Source organism: Seongchinamella sediminis (genome assembly GCF_003457605.1).
Lineage (GTDB): Bacteria > Pseudomonadota > Gammaproteobacteria > Pseudomonadales > Halieaceae > Halioglobus > Halioglobus sediminis.
Map to the genome: position 1 here is coordinate 1 of NZ_QRAN01000022.1, position 12,237 is coordinate 12,237.

Annotated in this window: 10 protein-coding genes, 2 tRNA genes and 1 pseudogene; 1 reads left to right on the plus strand and 12 read right to left on the minus strand. The window is 62.2% G+C overall.

Going from position 1 to position 12,237, the window contains the following annotated elements:
• Positions 1-346: pseudogene (locus DWB85_RS19800) on the plus strand (transposase); the annotation flags it as partial.
• Positions 347-604: 258 nt separating this feature from the next.
• Here the strand turns inward: DWB85_RS19800 and pnp are convergent.
• The 12 genes from pnp to tpiA all read right to left on the minus strand — a co-directional run bounded on the left by pnp (position 605) and on the right by tpiA (position 12,171).
• Entirely contained in the window at positions 605-2,731 is a 2,127-nt protein-coding gene (gene pnp / locus DWB85_RS16505) for a polyribonucleotide nucleotidyltransferase (RefSeq protein WP_117956767.1), read from the minus strand.
• 61 nt (positions 2,732-2,792) lie between these two features.
• Positions 2,793-3,062 carry a 30S ribosomal protein S15 gene (gene rpsO / locus DWB85_RS16510; RefSeq protein ID WP_117956769.1) on the minus strand — a complete coding sequence of 90 codons (270 nt, stop codon included), beginning with the start codon at positions 3,060-3,062 and terminating at the stop codon, positions 2,793-2,795.
• A 255-nt stretch (positions 3,063-3,317) separates the two neighbouring features.
• Positions 3,318-4,250 carry a tRNA pseudouridine(55) synthase TruB gene (truB, locus tag DWB85_RS16515; protein ID WP_117956771.1) on the minus strand — a complete coding sequence of 311 codons (933 nt, stop codon included), beginning with the start codon at positions 4,248-4,250 and terminating at the stop codon, positions 3,318-3,320.
• 2 nt (positions 4,251-4,252) lie between these two features.
• Positions 4,253-4,651: a 30S ribosome-binding factor RbfA gene (gene rbfA, locus DWB85_RS16520; protein ID WP_117956773.1), complete on the minus strand. Its 399-nt coding sequence runs from the start codon at positions 4,649-4,651 to the stop codon at positions 4,253-4,255.
• Positions 4,652-4,671: 20 nt separating this feature from the next.
• Entirely contained in the window at positions 4,672-7,377 is a 2,706-nt protein-coding gene (gene infB / locus DWB85_RS16525) for a translation initiation factor IF-2 (RefSeq protein ID WP_117956775.1), read from the minus strand.
• A 52-nt stretch (positions 7,378-7,429) separates the two neighbouring features.
• Positions 7,430-8,923 carry a transcription termination factor NusA gene (gene nusA, locus DWB85_RS16530; protein WP_117956777.1) on the minus strand — a complete coding sequence of 498 codons (1,494 nt, stop codon included), beginning with the start codon at positions 8,921-8,923 and terminating at the stop codon, positions 7,430-7,432.
• Between the two features lie 29 nt (positions 8,924-8,952).
• Positions 8,953-9,408 (minus strand): ribosome maturation factor RimP, encoded by a 456-nt coding sequence (gene rimP, locus DWB85_RS16535; protein WP_117956866.1) that lies wholly within the window; start codon positions 9,406-9,408, stop codon positions 8,953-8,955.
• Positions 9,409-9,528: 120 nt separating this feature from the next.
• Positions 9,529-9,605, minus strand: a tRNA-Met gene (locus DWB85_RS16540).
• Between the two features lie 201 nt (positions 9,606-9,806).
• Positions 9,807-10,802 (minus strand): MDR family oxidoreductase, encoded by a 996-nt coding sequence (locus tag DWB85_RS16545; RefSeq protein WP_117956779.1) that lies wholly within the window; start codon positions 10,800-10,802, stop codon positions 9,807-9,809.
• Between the two features lie 106 nt (positions 10,803-10,908).
• Positions 10,909-10,994, minus strand: a tRNA-Leu gene (locus DWB85_RS16550).
• A gap of 10 nt (positions 10,995-11,004) precedes the next feature.
• The gene (gene secG / locus DWB85_RS16555) at positions 11,005-11,397 is read right to left on the minus strand and encodes a preprotein translocase subunit SecG (protein ID WP_117956781.1); all 393 of its coding nucleotides are present in this window, start codon (positions 11,395-11,397) and stop codon (positions 11,005-11,007) included.
• Between the two features lie 30 nt (positions 11,398-11,427).
• The gene (tpiA, locus tag DWB85_RS16560) at positions 11,428-12,171 is read right to left on the minus strand and encodes a triose-phosphate isomerase (protein WP_117956783.1); all 744 of its coding nucleotides are present in this window, start codon (positions 12,169-12,171) and stop codon (positions 11,428-11,430) included.
• Positions 12,172-12,237 lie beyond the last annotated feature (66 nt).

The window sequence follows — 12,237 nt, forward strand, 5'->3', positions numbered from 1 at the left end:
ATACCTGTACGACAAGGTCTACTGTGCCCGCGGTGATATGGAGAACAGGATCAAAGACCAGCAGTTGGACCTGTTTGCCGGTCGCACCTCCTGCCACAGCTGGTGGCCCAACCAGTTCCGGTAATTGCTATCGAGCCTGGCCTACACGCTGTTCGAGGGGCTGCGTACCCGGGCACTGCAAAACACCATTCTGGCCAAGGCCAGCCCGAACCGAATCCGGCTCACATTGCTGAAGATTGGTGCGGTGATTATCCGCAATACCCGTCGCATCCGCATCCTGATGAGCAGTGCCTGCCCGCACCAGGAACTGTTCCAAACTGTAGCCTTCCGCCTGACCTCCTCGTAACCCCGCCGGAGTGCTGCCCCGGCACGTTGATAAACAATGGGGGTTGGGGGAAGTGTGCCCGCAAGGCGTGAAATCAGATCAAATCAGCCTGTTAACTGCCTGCGATTCCGTAATCGGAAAATCTCCGCGGAGATTTGGCCGAATCTGATGACTCATGAAATATTCAGGCTAGGGCAGCGGGACCCGACTCCTGCTGACCGTTACAAAAAAGGGGGATGCACCTGCGTGCATCCCCCCATCCATGCGTAAAGGCCTGGCTCAGTCGGCAGCTTCTTCTGCCGGAGCCTCTTCGCCAGCCGCTTCGTCCTCAAGCAGTTCCTTGATGGACAGCTTGATGCGACCACGCTGGTCCACATCCAGCACCTTGACCTTTACTTCCTGGCCTTCGCTCAGGTAGTCGGTCACGTTCTCCACCCGCTCGTTGGCGATCTGGGAGATGTGTACCAGGCCGTCCTTGCCGGGCAGGATGTTGACGAAGGCACCGAAGTCGACGATGCGGGCAACAGTACCAGTGTAGACGGCACCCACTTCCGCCTCGGCGGTGATTTCCTCGACCATGGCAACCGCCTTGTCGCGGGCCATCTGGTCCTGGCCAAAGATACGCACGGTGCCGTCGTCGTCGATATCGACGGTGGCGCCGGACTCCTCGGTGATGGAGCGAATCGTTGCGCCGCCCTTGCCGATAATGTCGCGAATCTTGTCGGAATCAACCTTCAGGGTCACCATGGACGGAGCGTTCTCGGAGGTGACCTGGCGGCCCTCGGCGATGACTTCGTTCATCTGGCCGAGAATGTGCAGGCGCGCCTGCTGGGCCTGCTCCAGGGCAGTCTCCATGATCTGGGCGGTGATGCCCTCGATCTTGATGTCCATCTGCAGCGCGGTCACACCCTCGGCGGTACCGGCCACTTTAAAGTCCATGTCGCCCAGGTGGTCCTCGTCACCGAGGATGTCGGTCAGCACGGCGAACTGGTTGCCGTCCTTGACCAGGCCCATGGCGATGCCGGCAACCGGCGCCTTCAGGGGCACGCCGGCGGCCATCAGCGACATGGAGCCCACACACACGGAAGCCATGGAGCTGGAACCGTTGGACTCGGTGATCTCGGACACCACGCGCACGGTGTAGGGGAATTCTTCCTCACCGGGCAGTACCGCGGCCAGACCGCGACGAGCCAGGCGGCCGTGACCGATTTCGCGACGGCTGGTGAACCCGACACGACCCGCTTCGCCCACCGAATAGGGCGGGAAGTTGTAGTGCAGCATGAACGGATCGCGGCGCTCGCCTTCCAGGGCGTCGATGATCTGGGCGTCACGGGTGGAGCCCAGGGTAACGGCACCAATAGCCTGGGTTTCACCACGGGTAAACAGGGCGGAACCGTGGGCCTTGGGCAGAATGTCGACCTCACAGGCGATGGCGCGCACGGTGCGGGTGTCGCGACCGTCGATACGGGGCTCGCCAGCCAGGATGCGCTTGCGCACCAGGTTTTTCTCGAGCTTCTTGAACAGCTCTTTCACTTCGTCGGCAGAAGGGCCGCCTTCGACCGCCAGCGCTGCGACCGCGGCATCGCGAATCTCACCAACGCGGGCGTAGCGATCGGCTTTTTCGGTGATGCGGTAAGCTTCGCCGAGATCGGTCTTGACCTGGGCTTCCACCGCCGCCAGCAGCTCTTCGTTCACGGCAGGCGCCTGCCAGTCCCACTTCGGCTTGCCGGCTTCCGCCGCCAGCTCATTGATGGCCTGGATAACCGTCTGCATTTCCTGGTGGGCGTAGAGGACCGCACCCAGCATCTGGTCTTCGGTCAGCTCCTTGGCTTCGGATTCAACCATCAGTACCGCATCGGCGGTACCGGCAACCACCATGTCCAGCTTGCTCTCGGCCAGCTGCTCGTAGGTGGGGTTGAGGATGTAACCCTGGTCGGCGCTGAAACCGACCCGGGCGCCGCCGATGGGGCCGTTGAAGGGCGCGCCGGAAATGGCCAGGGCCGCGGAGGTACCGATCATCGCAGGGATATCGGGGTCAATGCTCTTGTCCGCGCTCATCACGGTACAAACCACCTGTACTTCGTTCATGAAGCCGTCGGGGAACAGCGGGCGGATGGGGCGGTCGATCAGCCGTGAGGTCAGGGTTTCTTTTTCGCTGGGGCGGGCTTCACGCTTGAAAAAGCCGCCGGGGATTTTGCCCACTGAGTAGGTTTTTTCAATGTAGTGCACGGCCAGCGGGAAGAAGTCGCGCCCTTCGCGCTGGGTTTTCTCCGCGACTACAGTACACAGCACCGAGGTGTTTTCGACGGTAACCAGAACCGATCCGGTCGCCTGGCGGGCGATACGGCCGGTTTCCAGCGTGACTGTCTGGCCACCGTACTGGAATGTTTTTGTTACTGGATTCACAATTTTTCTCCAATTCTATATATAAACAACGGGGCCCCTTGGCCCCGATGTGTGGTACAGCTTATCGACGCAGACCGAGTCGCTTGATCAGATCGGTGTAACGCGCTGCATCTTTGCGCTTGAGATAGTCCAGCAGCTTGCGGCGCTGGTTTACCATGCGGATCAGGCCGCGACGGGAGTGGTGGTCGTGCTTGTGCGACTTGAAGTGTCCCTGCAACTGCTCGATGTTTGCGGTGAGCAGTGCTACCTGTACTTCCGGGGAACCTGTGTCGCCCTCGCCTACCTTGTACTCGTTTACGATTGCTGCTTTCTGTTCAGCGTTTAAAGCCATTTTCTATTCCTCTTGAATAATCTGCCTCAGGTGGCGTACCACCCTTCCAATAAAAAGAGCCTGTCCGTGCAGATTAACAGACAGGTTCGCGTCACCAGTCAGGTGACTCTCAAGCAGGCCTCACAACCGGCTTACTGCCGCCTGTGGCCCACGCCCTGCCAACACTGGCGAAAGCATCCGCGCTTTCGGGTGTTGGCCTGACTCACATTGACCCATGGTCAATGGCGGCGCATCCCTGCGCCCCGCGTAAACGGCCTAGCGGCCGTTTACCACCAGCCGACGCGGCGCCACGCGCCCGTCGTCCAATATCTCTCCTACCCCGAGAAACTCGCCGGTCTCCAGGGCGACGCGCACCATACCACTTGCGGGCGCGTTTGGCACCAGTACCGGCTGGCCCTGGCGCAGGTAAAACCCGCCGGATTCAGCCAGTTCCACCAGGGGCAGGGCCTTCACCGCGGTGTCCGCCGGCAGCAGCAAGTCATCCATCTGCGCCAGCTGGTCATTCTGTTTCAGCCCCTCCAGGGTAGTGAGGCTGACACTGTCCTCAATGCTGAAAGGGCCGGCCATGGTGCGCCGCAACACGCTCACATGGGCGCCGCAGCCCAGGGCCTGGCCGAGATCCTCGGCGATGGAACGCACATAGGTGCCCTTGCTGCACTCGAGGTAGATGTCTACCTCGGCCCGGGCGCCGTCGCGGCGGAAATCGCGCAGCTCCAGCTGGTGCACCGTCACCTGGCGCGATTTGCGCTCTACTTCTATGCCCTGGCGAGCCAGCTTGTACAGGGGCTGGCCATTCTGCTTGATGGCAGAGAACATGGACGGCACCTGTTCGATCTCACCGCGAAAGGCCTGCAGGGCTATTGCCACGTCGGCCTCGCTTATTGCACTGGCATCGTTTGTTGCCAGCACATCGCCCTCGGCATCACCGCTGTCGGTGACCGTACCCAGCACAAACGTGCTCTGGTAAGCCTTGTCCGCATCCAGCAGGTACTGGGAGAACTTGGTGGCCTCGCCAAAACACAGGGGCAACACTCCCGTTGCCAGGGGGTCCAGGCTGCCGGTGTGGCCGGCCTTGGCGGCAAAGTAGAGCCGCTTTGCCACCTGCAGCGCCTGGTTGGAACTCATGCCCAGTGGCTTGTCCAGAACCAGGATGCCGTTCACTGGGCGACCCCGGCGGCGCCTCGCCACCGCTACTGCTCCTCTGCGCTGTCGTCGCGCAGGCCCAGTTCGCGATCCGACTCCGCTGCCTTGCGGATCAGCTCCTCCAGGTCGCGGCCACGGCCGACGCTGGTATCGAAGTAAAACCGCAGCTGCGGCACCATGCGCATGCTGCTGTCCCGTGACAGCTGGCTGCGCAAAAAACCCGCCGCCCGGTTCAGCGCCTCGGTGGATTCACTGGCTTCCTCGGCCGAACTGGCGTTCATGGCAGTATAGTAGACCCGCGCGTGGCCCATATCCCGGCTCACATCCACGCCGGTAATGCTGACCATACCCACCCGGGGGTCACGCACCTCGTGCTGGATCAGCTCTGCCAGCTCCCGCTGCAGGTAATCTGCAACGCGCTGGGTACGGGCGTATTCCTTGGCCATGATAGTCGGGAAATCGCCGCCTACAGGGAGCGGGCGATTTCCTTCACCTCGAACACTTCGATCTGGTCACCTACCTTCACATCGGTGTAGTTCTTGACCCCGATACCGCACTCCATGCCATTACGGACCTCGTTGGCATCGTCCTTGAAGCGCCGCAGCGATTCCAGCTCTCCCTCGTAAATCACCACGTTGTCGCGCAGCACACGAATGGGCCTGGAGCGGTATACCGTACCCTCGGTGACCATACAGCCGGCGATCTGGCCGAACTTGGGCGAGCGGAACACGTCGCGCACCTCGGCAATGCCGAGTATTTCCTCGCGCAGTTCCGGCGCCAGCATGCCGGTCAGGGCGGCCTTCACATCGTCGATCAGGTCGTAGATCACGTTGTAATAACGCAGGTCCACGCCCTCGTTCTCGATCAGCCTGCGGGCGGCGTTGTCCGCACGCACGTTGAAACCAAAGATCACCGCGCCGGAGGTAATCGCCAGGGTGACGTCGGTCTCGGCAATGCCGCCGACACCACCGGCAACCACATTGACCTGCACTTCCTCGTTGCCGAGGTCCAGCAGGGCGCTCTGGATAGCTTCCAGGGAACCGCGCACGTCGGCCTTGACCACCACGTTGAGGGTCTTTTTCTCGCCGGCGGTCATGCTCTCGAACATGTTGTCCAGCTTGGCCGCCTGCTGGCGCGCCAGCTTGGTATCGCGGCTCTTTTCCTGGCGGAAATCGGCTATCTCACGCGCCCGCTTTTCGCTCTCCACCGCGGCGAACTGGTCGCCGGCGTCAGGCGTGCCGTCCAGGCCAAGAATTTCAACCGGGATGGAGGGACCGGCCTCGTCGATCGGCTGGCCGTTTTCGTCCAGCATGGCGCGCACCCGGCCATATTGCAGGCCCGCGAGAACGATGTCGCCCTTGCGCAGGGTGCCGCTCTGGACCAGCAGGGATGCGACAGAACCGCGCCCCTTGTCCAGCCGGGACTCAATCACAATGCCCTGGGCAGGCACATCGCGAGGCGCCTGCAGCTCCAGCAGCTCTGACTGCAGCAGCACCGCTTCCAGCAGCTCGTTAATGCCCTCACCGGTGTGGGCCGATACGGGGATAAACTGGGTGTCGCCGCCCCAATCTTCAGGAATCACATCTTTGGCCGCCAGCTCATTCTTGACCCGGTCCGGGTCCGCGCCTTCCTTGTCCATCTTGTTGATGGCGACAATCAACGGCACTTCTGCCGCGCGGGCGTGATTGACCGCCTCCTCGGTTTGCGGCATGACGCCGTCATCGGCGGCAACCACGAGGATAACGATGTCGGTGCTCTTGGCGCCGCGGGCACGCATGGCGGTAAACGCCGCATGTCCCGGGGTATCGAGGAAAGAAATCATCCCGTGATCGGTATCGACGTGGTAGGCACCGATATGCTGGGTAATACCACCGGCCTCGCCAGAGGCCACGTGGCTCTTGCGAATGTAGTCCAGCAGCGAGGTCTTGCCGTGGTCCACGTGGCCCATCACGGTCACTACCGGGGCGCGCGGCTCGAGCGTGCCCTCATCGGCACTCTGGGCCAGGGTTTCCACCAGGCTTTCTTCCAGCGCATCGGCGCTGACCGTCTTGACCTTGTGACCCATCTCCTCGACCACCAGGGTCGCGGTATCCTGGTCGATCATCTGGTTGATGGTCGCCATGACCCCCAGGCCCATGAGCTGCTTGATCACCTCACCGGCCTTGACCGACATCTGCTGGGCGAGATCGCCCACGGAAATCATGTCGCCCACAGCCACTTCCACCGCTTTCTTTTCAGTCGGCAGCTCAAAGCCGTGCCTGGAGTGCTCCTCGTGGGTCGCTTTCAGCTTCTTGCGGCCACGACGACGGGCCATGCCTGACTCGGCGCGGTCCAGGTCGGACAGTGACAGATTGTGGCCGCGCTGCTTGCCGCGTCCCGCTGGCTTCTCCAGCCGGCCGTGTTTCTTCCGCCGCTGGTCGGCGGCCGTGCTGCTGGGAGCCTCGTGCAGGCGCTTGGGGCGCTTGACTGCGTCCTGGGGCTGCTCGGCTTCTTTTTTGGCCTTGGCTTCCGCCTCGGCTTTCTTGCGAGCTTCTTCTGCCTTGCGAGCTTCCAGTGCAGCCTTGCGCGCAGCGTCTTCTTCCGCTTCCCGCTTCTTGCGCCGGGCAGCAGCGCGCTGGCGCAGGATCTCCGGATCCATGTTGGCCGGATCCTCCTCTTCCTCAGGCTCAGGCTCAGGTTCTGGCTCGGGTTCTGGCTCGGGCACAAACTCGGCTTCGGCCGCTTCTTGCGCGGCTTTCGCCGCTTCTGCAGCCGCCCTGGCTTCCGCCTCAGCCGCTGCCGCTTCTGCCTCGGCGCGCTCTACCGCTGCCGCTTCCGCCGCTGTCGCTGCTGCTTGCTCGGCTTCCCTGGCCGCCTCGGCTGCAAGTTCGGCCGGGTCGCGTTTCACGTAGGTACGCTTTTTACGCACCTCCACATTAACGGTTTTCCTGCCCTGGGAACCGGAGGTCTTCAGGGTACTCAGGGTCTTTCTTTTCAGCGTAATACGCCGGGGCGCGTCCGTGGACTCGCCGTGGCTACGCTTCAGATAGGACAGCAGGGTCTGCTTGTCCTCATCCGATACAGCCTGATCCGCTCCCGTATGGGGTAAGCCCGCTTCTTTCATCTGCGTCAGCAGACGTTCGGCGGATGCACCCACTACTTCTGCGAGTTGCTGTACTGTCACTTGCGCCATGCAATATTCTCCTCGATACCCTGTTTTCCAGTGTCTGCCCTACCGCAGCCGCTTACTCTTCAGCCTCGGCAAACCAGGGTGCGCGCGCGGTCATAATCAACTCACCCGCACGCTCTTCAGTCATGTCTTCAATGTCCATTAAATCTTCAATACCCTGCTCCGCCAGGTCTTCCATGGTGATGATCTCGCGGCTGGCCAGGATGTAGGCCAGGTGACGGTCCATACCGTCCATGTTGAGCAGGTCTTCCGCCGGCTCGTTGGCGCCCAGCTGTTCCTCCGAGGCAATGGCCTGGGTCAACAGTGCGTCCTTGGCGCGGGCGCGGAGTTCCTCGGCGATATCCTCATCGAAACCGTCGATGGCGGTCATCTCTTCCAGCGGCACGTAAGCCACTTCCTCCAGGGTGGTAAAGCCTTCTTCCACCAGTATCTCGGCCACCTCCTCGTCGACGTCCAGCTGCTCGCAGAACACGCCGATCACCTCGCCGGCTTCGGCTTCATGCTTCTCGGCGGCTTCTTCCAGGCTCATCACGTTGATGGTCCAGCCGGTAAGCTCACTGGCCAGGCGAACGTTCTGCCCCGAGCGGCCAATAGCCTGGGCCAGGTTGTCTTCTGACACCGCCACGTCCATGGTGCCGGAATCCTCATCCACCACGATGGACTCAACCTCGGCCGGGGCCATGGCGTTGATCACCAGCTGGGCCGGGTTGTCATCCCAGAGGACGATATCCACGCGCTCGTTGTCGAGTTCGTTGGACACCGCCTGCACGCGGGATCCGCGCATGCCGACACAGGCGCCGACCGGGTCGATACGCTGGTCGTTGGTCTTTACCGCGATCTTGGCACGCGAACCGGGGTCGCGGGCCGCGGCGCGTATCTGGATAACCTCCTCGGAGATCTCCGGCACCTCGATCTTGAACAGCTCGATCAGCATTTCCGGGCAGGCGCGGCTGAGAATCAGCTGCGGACCGCGGGATTCGGTGCTGATTTCCTTGAGAATGGCGCGCACCCGGTCGTTGACCCGGAAGGTCTCGCGGCCCACCAGTTCGCTGCGCGGCAGCAGGCCCTCGGCGTTATTGCCGAGATCCACGATCACGTTGTCGCGGGTCACTTTCTTGACGCTGCCGGCCACCAGTTCACCGACGCGTTCCATGTACTGTTCCACTACCTGGGCGCGCTCGGCATCGCGCACCCGCTGGACAATCACCTGCTTGGCGGTCTGGGCGGCAATACGGCCAAAGCCGACGTTTTCCACCACCTCCTCGTAGATGTCACCGGGTTGCAGGGAGGGGTCTTTTTCCGCCGCTTCCTCGGTGGTGAACTGGGTGCCCAGCAGCGCCAGCTCATCGTCGGGCACCACCAGCCAGCGGCGCCTGGTGACATAGTCGCCGGTTTGACGGTCAATCACGACCTCAATATCGGACTCCTCGTCGTAGCGTTTCTTGGTCGCTGTGGCCAACGCCAGCTCAATCGCCTCGAAGATGATGTCCTCGGACACCCCCTTCTCGTTGGATACAGCCTCCGCTACAAGCAGAATTTCCTTTGTCATCTCTAGCCTCGCCAGTTCAGGTCCCGCAATCAGATGCGGGGTTGTACGCGCGCTTTTTCTATCGCGCTGTGGGGCAACAGGTACTCGTGGTCGTCCACCTGGACGACCACGTCCTCGCCCTCTATTCCTTTCAATACGCCCTTGAACTTGCGCCTCCCCTCGAAGGCGCTGCGCAGGCGCAGCTCAATCATTTCCCCGGCGTAGGCCGGAAACTGTTCCAGCTTGAACAGCAGGCGGTCCATTCCGGGTGAGGAAACCTCAAGGGTGTACTCCCCGGTGATCGGATCCTCCACGTCCATAACGCTGCTCACCTGTTCGCTGACAGCGGCACAGTCGTCCACGGAAATACCGTTCTCGTGCTCGATATAAATACGCAACAGCGTGTGCCTGCCCTGGGACAGGTACTCGATACCCCACAGCTCAAAGCCAAGGGCCTCGATGGTCGGCTCCAGCAAAAGCTGCAGTTGCTGTTCTTTACTTGCCACGCCGGCACTTTTCTCCAAAAACGAAAAGCTCCACTCAGGAGCTTTATTTCACATACGAAAAAGCCCCTGAAAAGGGGCTTTTTCTTCACGTTGCCGGTTCTGGAGCGGGCAACGTATTGTTGGTAGCGGGGGCCGGATTTGAACCGACGACCTTCGGGTTATGAGCCCGACGAGCTACCAGGCTGCTCCACCCCGCATCAATACTTTCTCGCTGTGAAAGCCCCTTGGCGTTCACCTTGGCTCGGTCTCGTCATCCCGACCCAAATTCGAGGCTGTGCATTATAGGTACCGACCCCACCCGGGTCAACCGCAATAGCGACTCTTTTTTAATGCGGCAAATTACCGCCACCAGCGGCCACTTGGGGCGCGCAAAACCGCATCCCGGAAAACGGTCAGCATCAGGCGTTAACGTCCACCACCAGGCGTCCAGCTACCTCACCGGCGAGAATTTTCGGCGCCAGCGCCGGCACGGCGGTCATGGCAACGGTTGCCGACAGCCGCGCCAGGTGCTCGCGATTCATGCTGTGTGCCAGCGCATCCCAGGCGCGCTGCCGACGGGCCTGGGAGGCCATCACTGAATCGATACCGCGCAGGGTAACGCCACGGAGGATAAAGGGCATCACCGAGCTGTGCAGGCCGGCACCGCCGGCCAGGCCACAGGCCGTGACCACGCCTTCGTATTTGGTCTGGGCGATCGCAGTGGCCAGCACCTTGTCGCCCACCGTGTCGACGACCCCGGCCCACAGTTCCTTTTCCAGCGGCTTGCTGTCCCGCGCCAGATCCTGGCGTGGCACCAGCGCCGACGCCCCCAGGCCCCTGAGGAAATCGCCCTGCTCGTCGACCCGGCCGGTGCTGGCGTGCACCTCATATCCCAGCCCCGCCAGCAGGGACACGGCCACCGTACCCACGCCACCGGCGGCCCCGGTGACCAGGATGGGACCGTCTGCCGGTGTCACCCCCTGGTCCTGCAGGCCCTGCACGCAAAGCATGGCGGTATAGCCTGCCGTGCCCAGCGCCATGGTCTCGAACAGGCTCATGCCCTCGGGGACCCGCACCAGCCACTCCGGCCGCAGCCGCTGCTTCTGGGTGTAGCCGCCATTGTGCAGCTCTGACAGGCCATAGCCATTGACCAGGACCTTGTCCCCCGGCTGGTAAGCGTCGTCGCTCGACTCAACCACGGTGCCCGCCAGGTCAATCCCGCAGATCAGCGGTAACTTGCGGCAGATCGGCGCCGCCCCGCTCACCGCCAGGCCGTCCTTGTAATTGATGGTGGAGTAGGCCACATCGGCAAGCACCGGCTCGTCGGGCAGGTCTTCCAGACCAATAGTTTTCAGGGCGGCGACGGGCTTGCCGTCCACCTCCTCGGCAACAATCGCATTGAATGTGTCGGACATAAGGGGCTCCAGTCGTTGAGCGGAGCCGTCATCATAGGTCGCCAGCGAATACCTGTACAGGGGACAAAAAAGGGCCCCTGCTGATACAGGAACCCTTTCTGTTAGATGGTGCCGAAGGCGGGACTTGAACCCGCACGAGCATAGCTCACTACCCCCTCAAGATAGCGTGTCTACCAATTCCACCACTTCGGCGTGTCTGTTGTCAGTCCAGTTGCGGCAGGTCGCCCTCGGTTTCCGCCTCTGGCGTGCCCACGGCGGCAGGAATATCGTCCTCGACCACCGGCAATTCTTCCTCCGCACTGGCTTCGCCAGCCTGCATTGCGGCGGGGGGAATATCAATACCCAGATCGTTAACCGGCTTCGAGGCATTGCTGGCCACCAGGGCCAGGCCGAAACTGGTGGCGAAAAACAGGGCCACCAGCCAGGCGGTCGCCTTGGTCAGCACGTTGCCGCTGCCGTCAGAACCAAACAGGGTCTGCGACGCGCCGGCGCCGAAGGACGCCCCCATGTCCGCACCCTTGCCCTGCTGCAGCATGATCAGGCCAATAATGACCAGCGCCACCAGCAGGTGAACAACCAATATAATCTGTTCCATCTTCCCTCTGTCCCTCCGGGACGTATTCAATCAGGCAGCTGCGTTGCAGATTGCCTGGAAATCTTCAGCCACCAGGGCCGCGCCGCCCACCAGGGCGCCGTCTATATCCGCCTGGGCGAACAAGTCCCCGGCATTGCCGGGTTTTACACTGCCACCATACAGAATGCGGGTATCATCGGCACTGACGGCGGCAACATTCGCCAGTTCAGCACGAATGAACGCGTGCACCTCCTGGGCCTGGTCCGGCGTGGCCGTCAGGCCAGTGCCAATCGCCCATACCGGCTCGTAGGCGACTACCAGGCCCTGCGGCCCCGGGTGATCACCCAGAGCACCGGCCAGTTGCGCGGCGACCACGGCCTGCGCCTCCCCGGCCTCGCGCTGCTCCCTGGTCTCACCAACACAGAGAATGGGCTTCAGGCCCGCGGCAACCGCCGCCGCCAGCTTGGCAGCAATCAGGCTGTCGCCCTCACCGTGGTAGGCCCGGCGTTCGGAGTGCCCGAGGATTACCCAGTCACAGCCGAGGTCTGCGAGCATGGCCGCGGCCACTTCGCCGGTGTAAGCCCCGGTATCGGCATGACTGCAGTCCTGCGCACCCACGCCAATGGCGCCAGCGGTACAGAGCTCCAGGGCCTGCGCCAGGTGCACATATGTGGGGCAAACCGCGACTTCCACGTTGTCGGCGAGGTCGCTGGCCAGCAGCGCCCCCAACAGGGTGCCGACACTTGCCCGGGAGCCATGCATCTTCCAGTTACCTGCTACCAGCGGCTGGCGCATATCCCCTCCCGGACAAAAAAGCGGGCGCAATCTTACCCAAGTTACCAGGCGCTGGCAAGAAAGCGA

Excerpts from the sequence above, each read along its gene's own strand:
- rpsO (WP_117956769.1), bottom strand. The coding sequence starts at position 3,062 with ATGGCTTTAAACGCTGAACAGAAAGCAGCAATCGTAAACGAGTACAAG.
- rbfA (WP_117956773.1), bottom strand. The coding sequence starts at position 4,651 with ATGGCCAAGGAATACGCCCGTACCCAGCGCGTTGCAGATTACCTGCAG.
- infB (WP_117956775.1), bottom strand. The coding sequence starts at position 7,377 with ATGGCGCAAGTGACAGTACAGCAACTCGCAGAAGTAGTGGGTGCATCC.
- nusA (WP_117956777.1), bottom strand. The coding sequence starts at position 8,923 with ATGACAAAGGAAATTCTGCTTGTAGCGGAGGCTGTATCCAACGAGAAG.
- DWB85_RS16545 (WP_117956779.1), bottom strand. The coding sequence starts at position 10,802 with ATGTCCGACACATTCAATGCGATTGTTGCCGAGGAGGTGGACGGCAAG.
- secG (WP_117956781.1), bottom strand. The coding sequence starts at position 11,397 with ATGGAACAGATTATATTGGTTGTTCACCTGCTGGTGGCGCTGGTCATT.
- tpiA (WP_117956783.1), bottom strand. The coding sequence starts at position 12,171 with ATGCGCCAGCCGCTGGTAGCAGGTAACTGGAAGATGCATGGCTCCCGG.